Raw genomic sequence first — 18,982 nt, 5'->3', positions numbered from 1 at the left:
TAACATGCCATAAAGAAACAAGCATCAACTCATTGTGAATGGTCGAAACTCCCTCTTAAGTGTGTTATAATTTGTCCGGTAGATTAACGTAAAGGAGCAAATGCATGTTACAAGTTACTGATGTGAGTTTACGATTTGGTGATCGTAAATTATTCGAAGATGTAAATATTAAATTTACAGAAGGAAATTGTTATGGTTTGATTGGAGCTAATGGTGCTGGAAAATCGACATTTTTAAAGATTTTATCTGGCGAGTTGGATGCTCAATCAGGTCATGTATCTATGGGGAAAGACGAACGTTTAGCAATCTTAAAACAGGATCACTTTGCATATGAAGAAGAACGTGTGATTGATGTTGTCATTAAAGGACATGAACGTCTATATGAAGTAATGAAAGAAAAAGATGAAATTTATATGAAACCGGATTTCAGTGATGAAGACGGTATCAGAGCTGCAGAATTAGAAGGTGAATTTGCTGAAATGGACGGCTGGAATGCCGAAGCAGATGCAGGTTCTTTATTATCTGGATTAGGTATATCTGCAGATTTACAAGATAAAAAAATGGCTGAATTAGAAAATAACCAAAAAGTAAAAGTATTATTAGCCCAAAGTTTGTTTGGTAAACCTGATGTACTTCTACTTGATGAACCGACCAATGGTTTAGATATCCCTGCGATAAGCTGGTTAGAAGATTTCTTAATCAATTTTGAAAATACAGTGATTGTGGTATCACATGATAGACACTTTTTAAATAATGTATGTACACATATTGCAGACTTAGATTATGGAAAAATAAAAGTATACGTAGGTAACTATGATTTTTGGTATCAATCAAGTCAATTAGCAATGAAAATGGCACAAGAACAAAACAAGAAAAAAGAAGAAAAGATTAAAGAATTGCAAGATTTCGTTGCTCGTTTCTCTGCAAATGCATCTAAATCTAAACAAGCAACAAGCCGTAAAAAGCAACTAGAAAAAATTGAACTAGACGATATTCAACCTTCTTCACGTCGTTACCCATATGTGAAATTCACGCCAGAACGTGAAATTGGTAATGATTTACTATTTGTTGAAAATGTATCAAAAACAATAGATGGTAATAAAGTGTTAGATAATATTTCATTTACAATGAACCCTAATGATAAAGCAGTTTTAATTGGAGATAGTGAAATTGCGAAAACGACATTACTCAAAATATTAGCTGGTGAAATGACGCCAGACGAAGGAACTGTAAAATGGGGTGTTACGACTTCACGTAGTTACTTCCCTAAAGATAACTCTGAATACTTCGAAGGTGTAAATATGAACCTTGTTGATTGGTTACGTCAATATGCGCCTGAAGATGAACAAACAGAAACATTCTTAAGAGGCTTCTTAGGCCGCATGTTATTTAGTGGTGAAGAAGTTAAGAAAAAAGCGAGTGTTTTATCTGGTGGAGAAAAAGTGCGTTGTATGTTAAGTAAAATGATGTTATCTAGTGCGAATGTTCTATTACTAGATGAACCAACAAACCACTTAGATTTAGAAAGTATTACTGCAGTAAACGATGGTTTGAAAAATTTCAAAGGTTCAATGATTTTCACGTCGTATGACTTTGAATTTATCAACACAATCGCGAACCGAGTAATTGACTTAAATCCTACTGGCGGTTTATCAAAAGAAATATCTTATGAAGCTTATTTACAGGAAACTGGCGTATTAAATAAATAAGACCATTAAAAATATAGAAGTATATTAGTCAACACATAGATTAAAAGTATTGCATATTTCAATGGTAAATTAGATAGCAAATAGCGTTATTAAGCATATATGAAAAATACCATCAATGGATGAAATCATATGTTAAAGCTGAGATATTAATATATAAGCTCAGACTGTCGACAAAGTCTACGACTTTGTTGGCAGTTTTTTTGTGCACGCTTTCCGCGGGCACTGCCTTTGCCTGTAGTCTTCGGCTAGTGCTCTTCCCGCAGGAGTCGGCCCAAATTACTGCCAATATCACACTAAAAACACTATTAATTCAGAGAATATTTTGTCTCAAGTCAATGTGACAAACAATCAAAGAAATTGTGAAAAAAGATACTTTTCTCTCCCAAATTGAAAAGTATTGTTGATACTGTAAAGAAACAATATAATTTGCGAAGTCAAACAATTGAGAGAAGATTTGGCGATATAAAAGAACACATGGTATGCGATGAACGAAATATAGTCGCCATGACAAAGTTTCTATGCATACCATGATAATTTGTGTTACCACGAATCTTTAAAAAATGGCAATATGGTTAGTAAAATGGCCAATAATGGTATGAAATACCCCTACTATTTTGAAAAAGCTATATAAATAGACAATAGACAAACCCTTCGCAACTTAATGCAAAGGGTTCGTCTATGTTCTGAAGCTGAGATATTGATTTATCTCAGCTTTTTTTGTTTATAGTCTTCTCCCCTATGAAGACTAAATATTAGGCATAAATGGTTATGCATTATATAATCAAAGACATATATCGTTATGGAGGTATGTAAATGGAACAGTTAAATATGTTAGATGGACAAGTGATTCCTCAAATTGGGTTTGGTACATATAAGTTAAATGGTGCGCATGGTGCACATGCAATTGTGAATGCATTAGAACAAGGTTATCGTTTGTTAGATACAGCTTATAATTATGAGAATGAAGGAACAGTTGGTAAAGCAATCGAGATGAGCAGTGTTTCACGAGATCAAATTATGATTACTTCAAAATTGCCTGGACGTTATCAATCTTACGACGATGCACTGACTGCAATTCAGGAATCAATTTATCGCTTAGGTGTTGAGTATCTTGATTTATATTTAATTCACTGGCCTAATCCTAAACAAGGTAAATATGTTGAAGCTTGGCAAGCAATGATTGCAGCACAAAAAGCGGGCTTAATAAAATCGATTGGTGTGTGTAATTTTTTACCAGAACATATCGAAACACTACAACAAGAAACTGGTGTTCTGCCAGCAGTAAACCAAATTGAATTACACCCGTATTTCAATCAAGAAGCATTAGTTCAATACAACACATCCAAAGGAATTGTTACTCAAGCATGGAGCCCATTAGGTCGTGCTTCTAGTGTTATTGATGATGAAAATCTGGTCGAAATTGCTAAAAAACATAATAAAACAATTCCTCAAGTTATATTAAAATGGCATATTCAAAATGGTGTTGTGCCTATTCCGAAATCTACAACTGTATCAAGACAACTGCAAAATATGGATATTTTTGACTTTTATCTTGATAGTAATGATATTGAGAAAATCAATGCATTAACACGTACAGATGGCAGACGTAAAGACCAAGATCCGGCCACTTATGAAGAATTTTAAATTAATAGTTCATACATTTGAATATTTAAATTTTAATATATATATAATTACACTTATTTAGCAAAACGTTAATAAAACGGTTTAATTTTTCAGTAAATTTAAAAAACTTTGTAAAAGCGGTTTACAGTACATATAAGCATATGTATAATATGATTCATAAACAAAATTAAATAAGTTTTGATGAGGCGCATCAATCATTAGTAAATTTTAGAAGAACCTGTCTGCTAGCAGCTAATTTTGAAAGGGTGAGATGCCGAAACAGTTATAATAGCAGCTTATAACAAGTTGGACTTTATGGTTAAGAGCTAAGAGTCTGTCATTATTTTAAAATAATGGAGTGCATCACTTGTATATAAATTATAGAACAGGTTCGCATTCCGGACTTGTTCTTTTTTTATATCACTGTGATTCTCCCCTATCAAATGAGGAGGATATGGAATTGGAAAGAAGTGTTTTGAAATTTGGAGGTTCTTCCGTAAGTGATTTTACTAAAATTAAAAATATAGCAGGTATGTTAAAAACAAGAGTTGATGAAGGCGAACAACTTATCGTTGTCGTTAGTGCAATGGGAAAAACAACAGATGAGCTTATGGCTAATGTTTCAACGCTTACTACGACACCTAAAGATCAAGAATTAGCCTTGCTATTAACAACAGGTGAACAACAGACCGTTTCCTATTTGTCGATGGTATTAAATGATATCGGTGTAAACGCAAAAGCGATGACTGGATATCAAGCAGGAATTAAAACGGTTGGGCATCATTTGAAAAGTAAAATTGCTGAAATCAATCCTAGTACATTTGAACAAGCTTTTGAAAACAATGATGTACTAGTGATAGCAGGGTTTCAAGGTATTAATGATGAATTAGAAATAACTACCTTAGGTCGTGGCGGCTCAGACACGACTGCTGTAGCTTTAGCTGCAAGTAATCAAACGACTTGTGAGATATATACTGATGTAGATGGTGTATATGCGACAGATCCAAGGGTTTACAAAGATGCGAAACGATTAGCATATGTATCTTATGAGGAAATGATGGAGATGAGTGCTTTAGGTGCAGGTGTACTTGAAACTAGAAGTGTGGAGTTAGCAAATAATTATAACATCCCACTGTATTTAGGAAGAACTTTATCAAATGTGAAAGGAACATGGATTATGTCACAAGCAGAATTATTAGAAAAAAAAGCAGTTACTGGTGTAGCATTAGATACACACATGTTACACGTTACAATTAGTTATCCCCTACCGGACAATAGATTATTGACGGATTTATTCAATCATTTAGAAGAAGGATCAGTCAATGTGGATATGATTTCTCAAATTATTAATTTGGAAGGGTTGCAAATGTCTTTTACGATAAAAGATACAGATGCTGTTCAAATAACAAACATCTTAGATGTGTTAAAAGAAAGATTTAATGCATTAGACTTCAAGATTAACGAAGGATACGTTAAACTTTCATTAATTGGTTCTGGTATGCGAGATATGTCTGGTGTTGCTTCAAAAGCATTTATTACATTGATTGAAAATGATATTGCTTTTTATCAAACCACCACATCAGAAATTAGTATTTCATGTGTAATAGATTCCGAAAATGGTGAACGTGCAGTTCATGCCTTATATCAAACTTTTGATATCTGAATTTTCTAAATATAATTAATTTTTAAAAACTTATAAAAATGAAAATGGAGTGTATATTCTATGACAAAATTAGCAATAGCAGGCGCAACTGGTTTAGTAGGAAGAAAAATGTTAGAAACATTAGATCGTAAAAATGTACCGTTTGATGAATTAGTATTGTTTTCTTCAGCACGTTCAGCAGGAGAAGAAATTGAATTCCAAGGCAAAACGTATACTGTTAAAGAATTAACTGAAGAGGCTGCAAGTGAACATTATGATTATGTTTTAATGAGTGCCGGTGGAAGTACAAGTGCCCACTTCTCCCCTATTTTTGAACAAGCTGGTGCCATTGTTATTGATAATTCTAGTCAATGGAGAATGGCAGATGACATTGATTTAATTGTACCTGAAGTTAATGAACCTGTTTTAAACAGAAAGATTATCGCTAATCCAAATTGCTCTACTATTCAATCAGTTGTACCTTTAAAAGTATTACAAGAAGCATTTGGCCTAGAGCGTGTAGCTTATACAACATATCAAGCAGTTTCAGGTTCTGGTGTAAAAGGTAGACAAGACTTATCTGAAGGTGCGAATGGTAAAGACCCGGAAGCATACCCTCACCCTATCTATAATAATGTGTTGCCACATATTGATAGTTTTTTAGAAAATGGGTATACAAAAGAAGAACAAAAAATGATTGATGAGACTAGAAAAATTTTAAAAGATGATAATTTAAAAGTAACAGCAACTTGTGTACGTGTACCTGTTCAAGATAGTCACAGTGTACATATGAGCGTTACGCTTGAAAGTGAAAGTTCAGTTCAAGCGATTCAGCAACTCTTTGACAATGATCAACGCGTTGTACTTATTGATAATCCAGAACAAAATGAATATCCATTGGCGGTTAACGCTACTGGCAAAGATGAAATTTTTGTTGGTAGAATTCGTCGAGATGATTCATTAGATAATACTTTCCATGTTTGGTGTACTTCAGACAATTTACTAAAAGGTGCGGCTTTAAATGCAGTACAAGTTCTAGAACAAGTAATGAGTTTGAAAGGAGTAAAATAAAATGGGACATATTTTTGAAGGTGTAGGTGTTGCTCTAACAACACCGTTTACACACAATGAAGTTGATTTAAATGCGCTTAGAAGACATGTAAAATATTTATTAGAAAATAATGCGAAATGTATTGTGGTTAATGGTACAACAGCCGAAAATCCTACTTTAACAGATGAAGAAAAAGATCAAGTGTTGGAGACAGTTGTTAATTATGTAGATGGTAAAGTGCCAGTTATCGCTGGAACGGGTACAAATAATACTCAAAAATCTATCCAAGCTTCAGTACGTGCGAGAGAAATTGGTGCAGATGGTATTATGTTGATTACGCCCTACTATAATAAAACAAATCAACGTGGATTGATTGAACATTTTACAACTATAGCTAACGCAGTAAAATTACCTGTCATTTTGTATAATGTACCTTCACGTACGAACATGACTATTAATCCAGAAACAGTTGAAACATTAAGTGATAATGAATATATTGTAGCGATAAAAGATGCTACTAATGATTTTGAATATATGGATGAATTGAAAAAACGATTAGATTTAAATAACTTTGCTTTGTACAGCGGTAATGATGATAATGTGGTTGATTATTTTGAAAAAGGTGGTCACGGTGTCATTTCTGTTGCAGCAAATGTAATTCCTAATGCGTTCCAGTCTTTATTCGAAGCAAAACAAAGTGGAAAAGATATCAATTCACAATTTCAACCAATTCAAACACTATTAGATGCATTAGCTGTTGATGTCAATCCTATTCCAATCAAAGCATTAACAGCGGTTGAAGGGTTTGGTAATTATGAAGTACGCCTCCCATTAGTGAAGCTTCAAGATGCAGAACGTCAAACGTTAGAGCAAGCATACGAACAATTTAAAGCAGGTGACAATACATGAAGATTGTTTTAATAGGCTATGGAGCCATGAATCAACGGGTAGCAAGATTAGCTGAAGAAAAAGGACATCAAATTGAAGGTGTGATTGTACCTAAATCCTCAAAATCATATCCTTATCCAACGTACCAAAGTATTTCAGACGTTAAAGATGCTGATGTCGCAATTGATTTTTCAAATCCAGAGTTATTGTTGCCTTTGTTAGACGATGAATTTAATTTGCCATTAGTTATCGCAACAACTGGAGAAAAAGAAAAAATTATTGCAAAATTAAAAGAATTAAGTAGTGAAATGCCAGTATTTTTCAGTGCAAATATGAGTTATGGGGTTCACGCATTAACTAAAATTTTGGAAGCTGCTGTTCCCCTACTTCAAGATTTTGACATTGAACTTACAGAAGCACATCATAATAAAAAAGTGGACGCGCCTAGTGGTACATTAGTAAAACTTTATGATGTAATTGAGTCTTTACGTGAAAAGACAACACCAGTTTACGACAGACATGAAATAAATGAAAAGCGTTCCCAAGATGAAATTGGTATTCACTCAATACGTGGTGGTACGATTGTTGGGGAACATGATGTTTTATTTGCAGGTACTGATGAAACAATAGAAATCACCCACCGCGCTCAATCAAAAGATATTTTTGCTAATGGAGCGATTGGTGCAGCAGAAAAATTAATTAATAAATCAAATGAATTTTATACATTTGATAATTTATAACTTTTAAGGAGCGAATTAAATTATGGTACAACATTTAACGGCAGAAGAAATTATTCAATATATAAGTGATGCAAAGAAATCTACACCACTTAAAGTTTATGTGAATGGTCAGTTTGACAAAGTAACGTTCCCTGACAGCTTTAAAGTGTTTGGTGGTTCTGATTCTAAAGTAATCTTTTGTGAAGCGGATGATTGGAAGCAATTTTATGAAAATAATCAATCAGTGATTGATGAATTAGAAGTTGAGATGGACCGTCGTAATTCAGCAATTCCATTAAAAGACTTAACCAATACTAATGCACGTATTGAACCTGGTGCATTTATTCGTGAACAAGCTACTATTGAAGATGGCGCAGTAATTATGATGGGTGCTACTATCAACATCGGTGCTGTAGTTGGTGAAGGAACAATGGTAGACATGAACGCAACACTTGGCGGTCGTGCTACTACGGGCAAAAACGTCCATGTTGGAGCTGGTGCAGTATTAGCTGGTGTAATTGAACCGCCTAGTGCATCACCAGTGGTCATAGAAGATGACGTACTCATTGGTGCAAATGCAGTGATTCTTGAAGGTGTTCGTGTTGGTGAAGGTTCTATTGTTGCAGCTGGTGCAATCGTTACGCAAGATGTCCCTGCTGGATCTGTAGTTGCTGGAACACCAGCAAAAGTAATTAAGCAAACAAGTGAAGTTGAAGATTCAAAAAGAGAAATCGTTTCAGCACTAAGAAAATTAAATGATTAATTAATAAAAACTGAAATTTTAATATTTATAGGAGGTTTTAGACGACATAACATGCAATCATTGATAAATACATTTATTTTAATGTATTTATCAATATGCAACTATGCAAGTCGTCTAACCTCCTTTTTATACATAAATCTTCTTAATTGAGCATTAATTTATACCTATACATATTACAATAACTAAAAGGATTTGATTTTAATGAATGAGTTAGAATTTGTTACAACCCATAGACGTCACTTACATCAACATCCAGAATTAAGCCTCCATGAATTTGAAACCACTAAATATATTGCAGCATTTTTAGATGATCTTAATATCGAATATCATCGGCCACTGGAAACGGGTTTGATTGCCTATCTTCCTGGTAATGGTAATCATACGATTGCTTATCGCGCGGATATAGATGCCTTACCTATTTATGAAGAGAATGACATCCCGTATCGTAGTAAAACTGATAATGTTATGCACGCATGTGGGCATGATGGACATACAACTGCATTAATGCTATTTGTTAAACGATGTAAATCTATGGCAGATCAAGGTACACTACCTCAAAATATTGTATTTATTTTTCAGCCAGCTGAAGAAACTGGAGGTGGCGCAAATCGTTTAATCCGTGCAGGCGCTTTTGATAAATACCCTATCGAAGCTATATTTGGTATTCACGTAATGCCTTTTGAAGATGAAGGTCGAGTTGTGATTCGTGACGAGGAAATTACAGCAAGTGCCACGGAATATCGTTTTTATTTAACTGGTCTATCAAGTCATGTTGCGGACAAAGAGCAAGGACATTCTGCTGGAGAAGCGCTACAGCATGTTTTAAGTCAAGTTGGTCAGATACAACAATTCCATTTAAATGGGTTAAAGAGAAATATTGTGCATATGGGTCATTTTGAAGCTGGAGAAGCCATAAATACAGTTCCTAGCAATGGTTATTTAGAAGGTACAATTAGAACTTATGATGTCTATGATTTGGAAACTGTTAAACAGCAAATGAACAAAATTGCTGAAAGTGTAAAATTATTGTTTGATGTTGATTGTGAAGTGAAGTTTGAAGAAGGCTATCCGCCAACATATAATTCACCTGAATTACGTAAACATGTTGAAAATGGTCTGAACATTGCCAACTTAACAATAGTAGATAAGCCCACACCGTATTTATTTGGCGAAGATTTTAGCTTTTATAGTCAACTTGCACCTAGTTATTTTATTTTTGTCGGTGTACGAGACGAGTCAAATGGTTTTGTAACAGGGTTGCATACTGCCCATTTAAATTTTAATGAACATATGTTAATTAAAATTGTAGATTATTATGAAGCGATTTTAAAATCCTATAGTGAGGTGGAAACACAATGACAGCAATATGGTCTGTGGATGCTCAACGATTTTATAATAATGCGCTTAAAGTAATCCAAAATAATCAAATTATGGCAGTAGTTAAAAATAATGCTTATCATTACGGATTGGAATTTGCTGTACAGCAATTTTTAAAAGCAGGTATCAATACCTTTAGTACGACTTCCTTAAGAGAAGCAGTTCGCATTAGACAATTAGCCCCTAATGCAACAATTTTTTTAATGAATGCGGTGTATGAATTTGATAAAGTACGAGATTATCAGATTCAAATGACCCTCCCCTCATTAAACTTCTATTATGAACATATTGAAGATTTACAAGGTATTCAAGTGCATTTAGAATTTGAAAATTTACTTCACCGTTCAGGTTTGAAAAATATTGATGAAATAAGAGAAGTGATACATCATCATATGAAAAATGCAAATAAAAATAAAATGCATATCGCTGGTTTATGGACCCACTTTGGATATGCTGATGAATTTGATGTATCTGAATATAACGTAGAGCGTAAGGCTTGGTTAGATATTGTTAGTACATTAATAGACGAAGGTTATCACTTTGATATGATACATGCACAAAACAGTGCAAGCTATTATAGAGAAAACGGTGTGCTTGAAAACCATACACATGCGCGAGTCGGTATTGCGCTTTATGGCTCTAGACCTTATCAAACAATTGATGTAAATGCGATTGAACAATCATTGACTGTAAAAGGTAATGTCATCCAAATTCGTGAAGTAAATGAAGGAGATTATTGTGGCTATAGTTTTGCATTTGAAGCTAAACATGATCATACAAAATTAGCAGTAGTTGATATTGGCTATGGAGATGGTATTCTTAAGTCAAGAGCAAAACATGAGGCACTTATCAATGGCAAGCGTTACCCTATTCGTGCGTTGATGATGAGTCATATGTTTGTTGAAGTTGATCATAACGTGCATGCACAAGACGAAGTAATATTATATAATAATGATATTCGTGTTGATGAGTTTACATTTAAAGGTGTTGGCGCGAATTCTGAACAATTAAGTGCAATGAATCATGACTCACTAATAAAGGAGTATAGATAAATTATGGTAGTAGAATATAATGATCGTGGCGAGTTAACAATGGGAGGTACAAGTCTTAAAACAATAGCACAAAGTTTCGGTACCCCTACGATTGTTTATGACGAAGATCAAATCAGAACACAAATGCAACGATTTCACTCTGCTTTTCAGAAAAGTGGATTGAACTATAACATTTCATATGCTTCTAAAGCATTTACCTGTCTACAAATGGTGAAATTAGTACAAGAAGAAGGTCTTGAACTTGATGTAGTATCTGAAGGAGAACTGTATACAGCATTGGAGGCAGGTTTTGATCCACAGCATATACATTTTCATGGTAACAACAAGACAAAACATGAGATACAGTATGCATTAGAAAGTCAAGTTGGTTACATCGTTATTGATGCTTTAGAAGAAATAGAACTCATCGATAAGTATGCGAGTGAAACGGTTAATGTCGTATTACGTTTAAACCCTGGTGTAGAAGCACATACTCATGAATTTATTCAAACTGGTCAGGAAGATAGTAAATTTGGTCTGTCAATTAAACATGGGTTGGCAATACAAGCAGTTGAAAAAGTAAAAAACACTAAGCATTTAAAATTAAAAGGCGTTCACTTTCATGTAGGATCACAAATTGAAGGCACAGAAGCAATGATTGAAACTGCAAAAATAGTAATTCAATGGTTAAAAGAAAATGCTATAAATGTTGAGCTGATTAACTTGGGTGGTGGCTTCAGTATTAAATATGTTGAGGGTGATGTTAGTTTCCCTATCGAAACAGGTATTACTGAAATCACTGATGCAATTAAACAATTTTCAACCGAATTCGACTACCCTCTTCCTGAAATTGGAATAGAGCCTGGTAGATCCATTGTTGGAGAAGCTGGTATAACATTATATGAAGTTGGCACAATCAAAGAGATTCCCAATGTTAACAAATATGTATCGGTAGATGGTGGTATGAGTGATCATATCCGTACTGCGTTATATGACGCACAGTATGAAGCATTGTTAGTTAATAGAAATGAGCCTAAAGATGAAACTGTAACAATTGCTGGTAAACTTTGTGAGTCTGGAGATATTATAATTAAAGATGCTAAGTTACCTAGTACAGTTAAGCGTGGTGACTATCTAGCAGTATTATCAACTGGTGCCTATCATTATTCCATGGCTTCTAATTATAACCAAATGCAAAAGCCATCAGTATTCTTTTTAAAAGATAGTAAGGCGAGAGAAGTTATAAAACGACAATCATTGCGACAATTAATAATAAATGATACAAAATAACTTGTTAGTATTATAAAGAACCAAACATATTTAAAAGCTCTTTTTAAAGTACTCGATTTACGAGTATTCACTTTAAAAAGAGCTTTTTAAGTTACAATTTATTAATTTGTATATTAAAAAAGAACCTTTAACAAGGTTCTTTTTATAGTCAATATTGCAATCTATATTATAGTTTTACAACGTTCGCAGCTTGAGGACCGCGGTCGCCTTCAACTACTTCAAATTCAACTGATTGACCTTCTTCTAATGATTTGTAACCTTCTTGGTTAATCGCTGAGAAGTGTACGAATACATCGTTTTCTCCTTCTACTTCGATAAAACCAAATCCTTTTTCAGCGTTAAACCATTTTACTGTACCTTGTTTCATAAATGTGAAACCTCCAAGACTAATATTCATTCAATATGCATTATTCGCATATTACAAAAAATACAATTTCACAGTGTAAATCTGTCTTACAATATTCTTTGCAATATGGAATAAAACAATTGCTTGACTCATATTATAAGCCATAATAGCTGAAAATGCAATGCAATTATGAAAAAACAATTTATTAAACAATCGGTAATTTATAATAAACTTCATTATTATTTAAAACAATATAACTATAAAAAATCTGTAAATCTTCATCACAATCTTCACAAAATCCTAATTCACAATTATTATAAAATGCATGAATATTGTATTTACCAACTAGGAAATTATCATAATGCCTTTTACTATTTTCAATGATTGATTGATAGTAATTTAGCATTTTCTCATAGTTTTCAAAATGATATTGTTCTACGATATGATCAGTCCAGTCACTAAATAACCACCAGCCTTCATAATCAGCTCGAATTTTTGCAACTGTCCACATGTAAATTACACCCTTTCACTTTCAACTTCATATTTTAACTTCGTCAAATACATTTTTCGTTCATTATCAACATTATATTAAGTTTGATTTATTACGTTCATTTTGATTTATTTGCAAATATTAGCTATATGTATGTAATGTATTAAAAGAATACATTTATTCATCGATACTCAAATGATATTGCTAAATAGCTATGTGTAATATTTTAACTGTATCATACACAAAATCAAGTTATCTGTTTCATACTTTTGACGGATAGACAATTGTTGTTCAGACAAAAATATTAGTTTTGTATTACAAAATTTCGTATAATGATAATAAGAGGTGATTATATGCAATGCAAACATATTAAAGTATTCGGTATAGTGCAAGGTGTTGGTTTTCGCTATTATACTGAGAAGATAGCAAGAAAATATAATGTTGTGGGTACTGTTCAAAATATATCTGATTATGTAGAGATTTATGCCCAAAGTGATGAGACATCACTAACTTCATTTATTAACGCTATCATTGAGGGTGCTTCACCTGCTTCTCAAGTTGAAGATTATGAAATTGAAGAAATAGAAACGAACCCATCATGGAAAAATTTTAGTACATTATAAAGGAAGATGAAGTTTGAGATATAATATTTCGCGAATTTATGGGACCATTATTGCTTTTCCAATAGCAGTTATCGCGTGGATTTCTAGTATATTTGCATTAGAATTAAATTTTATTTTTGATTTTCTTATTTCTGCAGTAGCGTTTATAGCATTCTACTTCCCTACTCAGCGTTTAACTTCTAGAAAATATTTAAATGAAATTGGCTTAACACGAAGAGATTATCATTTTGTAAATAGTCAATTAAATAATGCTCAAGACAAGATAAGAAGAATTTTAAAATCTTTTGTTAATGTGAGATCAATCAAAGATTTTAGACAAGTAAATGAAATATATAGATTATCTCGAGCTATTTACTTTGCTGTTAAACAACAACCCAGAATGTTTTTTAAAGTAGAAAGTTTTTTCTACTCTCATATTGATAATGCATTGAATCTCATTGAATCTTATACGAGATTAGCAAAATCTCCAAAAAAATCTGAAGAAGAAAAGCAAAAGTTAGCACAAACTCGTATCACATTAGATGAAGTTAAACGAACTTTAGTAGCGGACTTAAAGAGAATTAATGAAGAAGACTATAGTCAATTAGATATAGAAATGGAATTAAATAAAATTGAACAAAAAAGGCATAAGTAAATTACATGAAGAAATGGAGTGAAATTAAATGGTAAGAGAACAAGACTTTTTAAATTCGCATCCATTGGATAAATATATTGATGAACAATCAGCAAATGAATCGGAAATTATCAACAGCACAAAACAATTTACTCAAGAAGATCAACAGAAAATTGATGAATTGAGTAAACAAATAAAACCAATGGATAATGATAGCTTATTAAATTATGGTACTACTGCACAATCTGATATGTCTCAATTCTCACACCGTATTCTTAATGAGGTAAAAACTACAGATGTTGGCCCTGTTGGGGAATCCTTAAATGGATTGATGAGCAAACTTAAATCAGTAAACCCAGATGAGTTAAACCCAGAAAATCAATCGAAATTAAAACGTATTTTCAGAAGAACAAAAGCATCAGTAAATGAAATTTTTTCAAAAATGCAATCTGTCGGTTCTCAAATTGATCGTATTTCTATTGAATTAGACAAACATAAAAATAATTTAAATAAAGATATAGGAATGCTAGATGAATTGTATAATTTAAATAAAGCGTATTTTGATGAATTAACACTGTATATTGAAGCTGCTAAAAGAAAGCAACAAGTACTCCAACAGGAAGATGTGCCTAAATTAAACGCACAAGCTGAATCTACAGGTAATCAAATGGATGTTCAAGCTGTATCAGATATGGAACAGTTTATAGATAGATTAGATAAACGTATTTATGACTTACAACTATCCAGACAAATTGCTATACAAACAGCACCTCAAATTCGAATGATTCAAAATGTAAACCATGCCTTAGCAGAAAAGATTCAAAGTTCCATTTTAACGAGCATTCCTTTATGGAAAAATCAAATGTCAATTGCTTTGACGTTAATGAGACAACGCAATGCAGTTTCTGCACAGAAAGCAGTAACAGATACAACGAATAATTTGTTACTCAAGAATTCAGAACTATTAAAACAAAATGCAGTTGCTACAGCTACTGAAAATGAACGTGGTGTCGTTGATATTGAGACCTTAAAAACAACACAACAAGATATTATTGATACGATTGAACAAACGCTCCAAATTCAAGAACAAGGTCGAAATAAACGTAGACAAGCAGAAACTGAATTAAACCAATTAGAAACAGAAATGAAGAATCAATTATTAGGTATGAAACAGGAAAAATAAAAAGAATTTAAAATATAAGTTTATAAAAAAGCCTGTGAATGAATGCATTCCATGATTCATTCACAGGCTTTTTTCTTGAATAGAAGATTTTGTTTTGTATGTTATACCATTGTCTTAAATTGTAATCAAGAAATCATTTTTCTCATCAGTAATATGCCAAGTTTCGTATGATGAATCTATCCCAATATACAGCAAACGTCAATTTCTATTAAAATAATATAGAAATTGACGTTTATTTATTAATGAAGGATAACGATACCCTAGCTGTTTGATTATATTATTCTTTTTCGTAAACGATAGTTTCTTGTTTTTTAAACAATGGCGCTACAATATAACCAATAATTGTAGTAATAACTGCAATTGGGAACCACTCTAATGAATAATCTTTCAATGGTAAGTTATCAATAAGGCCTAATTTAATCCACCCTTGAGTATGCACCACACTAAGGATCGAAACAATGGAAACCACCGCTACAGGAATTTGCTGTGCAATTGGTTTTGTTGGAACAAAACGTGCAATTAATATTAGTAGTACTGAAGTGATAGCTACTGGATATACAATACTTAAAACTGGAACTGACATCGTAATCACTGAATTTAATCCTTGGTTTGCTAAAATAAAACTCACTAATGTGAAGATGATAACGTAAGTTTTGTATGAAATTCTCGGGAATATTCTATTAAAATACTCTGAAACAGATACAATCAATCCACAAGCAGTTGTTAAACAAGCAAGTGCTACGATAATACCTAGCAAGTACTTCCCAAAAGCACCAAATCCAGTGCTTGCCATTGTTGTTAGTAAATATGTACCAATATTTTGATCATTAGCAATTAAACTTGCAACTTTCTCTTGCGGTACAGCCATGTGGTTACCTATAAATCCTAAAGAAATATAAATGAACATAAGTGCAACTGCAGCAATAATACCAGCTAATAGTGTTTGTCTGAAAATTTTATTAGCATGCGTGACACCAGTCGCTTTAACCGCATTAACTACAATCATTGAAAAAGCAATGGCAGCAATAGCATCCATCGTTAAATAACCATTAGTAAATCCTTGAGAAAATCCTGCAAAATTAGAAGTGAAAGCTTCAGCTGCTTGACTATGTGTATTGCTACCATAATCAACAAACCCTTTGATAATCATCGCTAAAATAGTAATCAATAATAAAGGTGTTAACAATGAACCGATGCGATCTACCATTTTATTTGGATTGATACATAAATATAAAACTACTAAAAAGTAAATAATTGTAAATATAAACAATGCTAAACTGCTATTAGTATGGGCAATTGGTGTAATTGTCATTTCAAATGACGTTGATGCAGTACGTGGTATTGCAAAAAGTGGTCCTATTGTTAAATATATGATAATTAAGAATACAACAGAGAATTTTGGCGAAATTTTATTCAAAGAACCAATATAACCTTGTTTATCTAAAGCACCAACGACTACCCCTAATAATGGTAATCCTATACCTGTTAAAGCAAATGCTAATATGGAAGGCCAAAAGAATTGACCGCTATCTAAACCTAAATTTGGTGGAAATATAAGATTCCCTGCTCCGAAAAACATAGCGAACAGTGTAAACCCTATAATCCATGTATTTTTATTCATAAATCGTTCTCCTTCTTGCCTATAAAATAATATTTACTATTCTATCACGATTTATAAGAATGCGTCTATATAAATTTCTGAATATTTCAATTTATGTGTGATTTTATAAATAAATTACGTACTAAAAAGATTTTAATAATAATTTTTTAAGTAATGGTGCAAGATGGCTTGGTAGATTTTCTACACCTTCTACGAAAATTGCATAGTTACCATAAATATTATGAATTGTTTCTTCAACATCTTCTGTAATTGGGTCTTGACTTAAAAATACATTGAAAACTTCAATTCCTAATTTACGAGCTGTTTCCACTGCTTCATAAGTATCAAGAATACCATCTTGACTATAATTATAAGCTGATGGTTCACCATCAGAGAATACGATTAGAAAACGCTGATTATGCGCTCTGCGCATTAAACGTTCACTTCCAATTCTAATTGCCACACCGTCTCTATTATCATCTTGAGGTTCTAGGGCCATTATTCTAGGTCCTTCTCGTTTTATAGTTGATTGATCATAAGCTATAATCTCATCAATGATATTAGGTTGTTTTGTATCGTCAGCATCAAATGCATCTTCATTGAATGCTAAAATTTCGTGTTTTACATTTAATGATTTTAACGTTTCATGAAATAAAACGACACCTTTGATTGTTTCAGACATTTTATCCTGCATACTTGCCGAAGCATCCACTAACAATGTGAATGTTGCATCAAAAGTTTGGCTTAAATCTTGCTTTTTATAAAATAATTTATATTGATCATCAATAAACCAATTTAATAAATTTTTTTGTAATCGTCCTTTGGTTAGATTTCGACGCTCATCTTGGTATTCTCTATCTATTGTTTTTTTGATAATTTGTATCAAATCTTTTGTTTCAAATTGTACTTCGTTTTCAACATCGTGATATTCATTTTGAAATTCAGGTCGTATTTCAGGTACGTTCCATTTAACGTCTACGTTTGCATTTATGCCTTTTAATGCAAAAACAGAATTATTGCCGATTGATCCGCCCTCATCACTTTCAACTTGGTTTGTGGAACCTTTACCTTTCTTTGTTTGCATATCTGTCATATCATCACCACTATCACCTTCTCTGGCAGTGTCATTATCACCAACAACATCACTATTTTCACCTTCATGAAGTTCCATTTCTAAATATGCACCACCTTGTGAAGCACTATCTTGATGATTGGATTCTATATCTTCACTGACACTCTCTTCATCATGGTCATTATTTGAAGCATTATCAGTATTACTTGCATCTGTTCGTTTTAAATCTTCAAAATTAAGCTCATGAATTGCCTCATATACTTTTTTAGGTAAATGATAATATTCGTTTAGCATATCTTCATTTAAGATATCATCAATTTGAAACATGATTCGTTCAGCTAAGTACAAATTATCCTCAGAAGAATCGTTATAGAAAAAATTAGGTAGATATTGATACATATTTAACAGAATATCATCAATTTGTGGACCAATTTGAGGTACGTCGTAAAAGTTTTCAGTTAAAAATGAAGATTCTAAATATAAAAAGAGCAAATCTGTAAATGTCTTTTTTGTTTTATATACATTAATTTGAGTACGTGTATAGCTTAATCTAACTTCATTGCGCATGTGAATTGCATCTTTAGTAGATGGTCGTTGCTTAACAATTTCATTCAATACTCTTTTATCTTCTAGTAATTTAAACAGTTGTTGAAAAAATTTTGGATGTTTAAACGTATCATTGTGAATAACTTCGTTGACTACTGTTTCATCCATTAATTGGTAGCCATAAGCTGCGAGCATAACATCTGTTTTAAGCCCTGTTGTTTCAATATCTTTTTTTCTATGTGACCAAAAAGAACTCGTTATTAACATATTATTGATTGGATCGTAATATGGGAATTTTTGAATTTTAACTTGTGTTTGTTCATTTTTAAGTAATAATCGAGCTAAATCTTGTAGCATCATCACTTGCTTTGCATCTAGCTGTTCATCATTAAATAATATAAAACGATCGCTCATAA

17 protein-coding genes and 1 riboswitch are annotated in these 18,982 nt (G+C 32.6%); of the genes, 13 read left to right on the top strand and 4 right to left on the bottom strand.

All coding sequences use genetic code 11. From position 1 onward, the window contains the following. Positions 1 to 104 precede the first annotated feature (104 nt). From FYJ81_RS02260 to lysA, 10 genes are all read left to right on the top strand, one after another. A complete protein-coding gene (locus FYJ81_RS02260; RefSeq protein WP_019468776.1) occupies positions 105 to 1,709 on the top strand; it encodes an ABC-F family ATP-binding cassette domain-containing protein in 1,605 nt (534 codons plus the stop codon). 813 nt (positions 1,710 to 2,522) lie between these two features. Further along, complete coding sequence (locus tag FYJ81_RS02255; protein WP_107523337.1) at positions 2,523 to 3,353, top strand: aldo/keto reductase; 831 nt, start codon at positions 2,523 to 2,525, stop codon at positions 3,351 to 3,353. A gap of 172 nt (positions 3,354 to 3,525) precedes the next feature. Beyond that, a riboswitch (Lysine riboswitch) is annotated at positions 3,526 to 3,704 on the top strand. An 82-nt stretch (positions 3,705 to 3,786) separates the two neighbouring features. Then, entirely contained in the window at positions 3,787 to 4,995 is a 1,209-nt protein-coding gene (locus tag FYJ81_RS02250) for an aspartate kinase (RefSeq protein ID WP_107383937.1), read from the top strand. A gap of 60 nt (positions 4,996 to 5,055) precedes the next feature. Next, positions 5,056 to 6,045, top strand: a complete 990-nt coding sequence (locus FYJ81_RS02245; RefSeq protein ID WP_107385784.1) for an aspartate-semialdehyde dehydrogenase — start codon at positions 5,056 to 5,058, stop codon at positions 6,043 to 6,045. Position 6,046: 1 nt separating this feature from the next. Next, positions 6,047 to 6,934, top strand: coding sequence for a 4-hydroxy-tetrahydrodipicolinate synthase (gene dapA, locus FYJ81_RS02240; protein WP_107385785.1), 888 nt, complete (start codon positions 6,047 to 6,049; stop codon positions 6,932 to 6,934). Next, positions 6,931 to 7,653 (top strand): 4-hydroxy-tetrahydrodipicolinate reductase, encoded by a 723-nt coding sequence (dapB, locus tag FYJ81_RS02235; RefSeq protein WP_107385786.1) that lies wholly within the window; start codon positions 6,931 to 6,933, stop codon positions 7,651 to 7,653. Before dapA ends, dapB begins: the two co-directional genes overlap by 4 nt. 22 nt (positions 7,654 to 7,675) lie before the next feature. Beyond that, positions 7,676 to 8,395 (top strand): 2,3,4,5-tetrahydropyridine-2,6-dicarboxylate N-acetyltransferase, encoded by a 720-nt coding sequence (gene dapD, locus FYJ81_RS02230; RefSeq protein WP_107383933.1) that lies wholly within the window; start codon positions 7,676 to 7,678, stop codon positions 8,393 to 8,395. 201 nt (positions 8,396 to 8,596) lie between these two features. Beyond that, positions 8,597 to 9,754 carry an amidohydrolase gene (locus tag FYJ81_RS02225; protein WP_107383932.1) on the top strand — a complete coding sequence of 386 codons (1,158 nt, stop codon included), beginning with the start codon at positions 8,597 to 8,599 and terminating at the stop codon, positions 9,752 to 9,754. Further along, a complete protein-coding gene (locus FYJ81_RS02220) occupies positions 9,751 to 10,824 on the top strand; it encodes an alanine racemase (protein WP_107385787.1) in 1,074 nt (357 codons plus the stop codon). The genes FYJ81_RS02225 and FYJ81_RS02220 overlap by 4 nt, the downstream gene beginning before the upstream one ends. Before the next feature lie 3 nt (positions 10,825 to 10,827). Continuing rightward, entirely contained in the window at positions 10,828 to 12,093 is a 1,266-nt protein-coding gene (gene lysA / locus FYJ81_RS02215) for a diaminopimelate decarboxylase (protein WP_107383930.1), read from the top strand. A 166-nt stretch (positions 12,094 to 12,259) separates the two neighbouring features. On the opposite strand, the gene cspA is transcribed toward lysA, so the two are convergent. Both cspA and msaA read right to left on the bottom strand, forming a co-directional pair. After that, the gene (cspA, locus tag FYJ81_RS02210) at positions 12,260 to 12,460 is read right to left on the bottom strand and encodes a cold shock protein CspA (RefSeq protein ID WP_001831260.1); all 201 of its coding nucleotides are present in this window, start codon (positions 12,458 to 12,460) and stop codon (positions 12,260 to 12,262) included. Between the two features lie 184 nt (positions 12,461 to 12,644). After that, positions 12,645 to 12,950: a regulatory protein MsaA gene (msaA, locus tag FYJ81_RS02205; RefSeq protein ID WP_064208967.1), complete on the bottom strand. Its 306-nt coding sequence runs from the start codon at positions 12,948 to 12,950 to the stop codon at positions 12,645 to 12,647. A 332-nt stretch (positions 12,951 to 13,282) separates the two neighbouring features. Here msaA and FYJ81_RS02200 point away from each other — a divergent pair, with 332 nt between their 5' ends. From FYJ81_RS02200 to FYJ81_RS02190, 3 genes are read left to right on the top strand one after another with little or no spacing between them, the layout of a single operon-like run. Next, positions 13,283 to 13,552 (top strand): acylphosphatase, encoded by a 270-nt coding sequence (locus FYJ81_RS02200; protein WP_107383929.1) that lies wholly within the window; start codon positions 13,283 to 13,285, stop codon positions 13,550 to 13,552. A 13-nt stretch (positions 13,553 to 13,565) separates the two neighbouring features. After that, entirely contained in the window at positions 13,566 to 14,186 is a 621-nt protein-coding gene (locus FYJ81_RS02195; RefSeq protein WP_107383928.1) for a 5-bromo-4-chloroindolyl phosphate hydrolysis family protein, read from the top strand. Between the two features lie 28 nt (positions 14,187 to 14,214). Next, on the top strand, positions 14,215 to 15,348 hold the full coding sequence (locus FYJ81_RS02190) for a toxic anion resistance protein (protein WP_107385789.1): 1,134 nt from the start codon (positions 14,215 to 14,217) through the stop codon (positions 15,346 to 15,348). Positions 15,349 to 15,625: 277 nt separating this feature from the next. Here FYJ81_RS02190 and brnQ3 read toward each other — a convergent pair whose 3' ends face one another. Together brnQ3 and FYJ81_RS02180 are read right to left on the bottom strand one after the other, a co-directional pair. Further along, on the bottom strand, positions 15,626 to 16,969 hold the full coding sequence (brnQ3, locus tag FYJ81_RS02185; RefSeq protein ID WP_107383926.1) for a branched-chain amino acid-like transporter carrier protein BrnQ3: 1,344 nt from the start codon (positions 16,967 to 16,969) through the stop codon (positions 15,626 to 15,628). Positions 16,970 to 17,090: 121 nt separating this feature from the next. Further along, positions 17,091 to 18,980, bottom strand: a complete 1,890-nt coding sequence (locus tag FYJ81_RS02180; protein ID WP_107385791.1) for a vWA domain-containing protein — start codon at positions 18,978 to 18,980, stop codon at positions 17,091 to 17,093. Between the last annotated feature and the right edge of the window lie 2 nt (positions 18,981 to 18,982).

Origin of the sequence: Staphylococcus sp. McC-251-APC-3A2 (assembly GCF_009695665.1) — a bacterium.
Classification (GTDB): Bacteria; Bacillota; Bacilli; order Staphylococcales; family Staphylococcaceae; genus Staphylococcus; species Staphylococcus cohnii.
This window is presented reverse-complemented; position numbering and strand designations above follow the sequence as displayed.

What these genes read in the sequence shown, in the direction of transcription:
- brnQ3 (WP_107383926.1), bottom strand. Translation starts at nt 16,969, where the DNA reads ATGAATAAAAATACATGGATTATAGGGTTTACACTGTTCGCTATGTTT.
- dapD (WP_107383933.1), top strand. Translation starts at nt 7,676, where the DNA reads ATGGTACAACATTTAACGGCAGAAGAAATTATTCAATATATAAGTGAT.
- FYJ81_RS02190 (WP_107385789.1), top strand. Translation starts at nt 14,215, where the DNA reads ATGGTAAGAGAACAAGACTTTTTAAATTCGCATCCATTGGATAAATAT.
- FYJ81_RS02245 (WP_107385784.1), top strand. Translation starts at nt 5,056, where the DNA reads ATGACAAAATTAGCAATAGCAGGCGCAACTGGTTTAGTAGGAAGAAAA.
- dapB (WP_107385786.1), top strand. Translation starts at nt 6,931, where the DNA reads ATGAAGATTGTTTTAATAGGCTATGGAGCCATGAATCAACGGGTAGCA.
- FYJ81_RS02250 (WP_107383937.1), top strand. Translation starts at nt 3,787, where the DNA reads ATGGAATTGGAAAGAAGTGTTTTGAAATTTGGAGGTTCTTCCGTAAGT.
- FYJ81_RS02255 (WP_107523337.1), top strand. Translation starts at nt 2,523, where the DNA reads ATGGAACAGTTAAATATGTTAGATGGACAAGTGATTCCTCAAATTGGG.
- FYJ81_RS02260 (WP_019468776.1), top strand. Translation starts at nt 105, where the DNA reads ATGTTACAAGTTACTGATGTGAGTTTACGATTTGGTGATCGTAAATTA.
- FYJ81_RS02220 (WP_107385787.1), top strand. Translation starts at nt 9,751, where the DNA reads ATGACAGCAATATGGTCTGTGGATGCTCAACGATTTTATAATAATGCG.
- dapA (WP_107385785.1), top strand. Translation starts at nt 6,047, where the DNA reads ATGGGACATATTTTTGAAGGTGTAGGTGTTGCTCTAACAACACCGTTT.
- cspA (WP_001831260.1), bottom strand. Translation starts at nt 12,460, where the DNA reads ATGAAACAAGGTACAGTAAAATGGTTTAACGCTGAAAAAGGATTTGGT.
- msaA (WP_064208967.1), bottom strand. Translation starts at nt 12,950, where the DNA reads ATGTGGACAGTTGCAAAAATTCGAGCTGATTATGAAGGCTGGTGGTTA.
- lysA (WP_107383930.1), top strand. Translation starts at nt 10,828, where the DNA reads ATGGTAGTAGAATATAATGATCGTGGCGAGTTAACAATGGGAGGTACA.
- FYJ81_RS02180 (WP_107385791.1), bottom strand. Translation starts at nt 18,980, where the DNA reads ATGAGCGATCGTTTTATATTATTTAATGATGAACAGCTAGATGCAAAG.
- FYJ81_RS02200 (WP_107383929.1), top strand. Translation starts at nt 13,283, where the DNA reads ATGCAATGCAAACATATTAAAGTATTCGGTATAGTGCAAGGTGTTGGT.
- FYJ81_RS02225 (WP_107383932.1), top strand. Translation starts at nt 8,597, where the DNA reads ATGAATGAGTTAGAATTTGTTACAACCCATAGACGTCACTTACATCAA.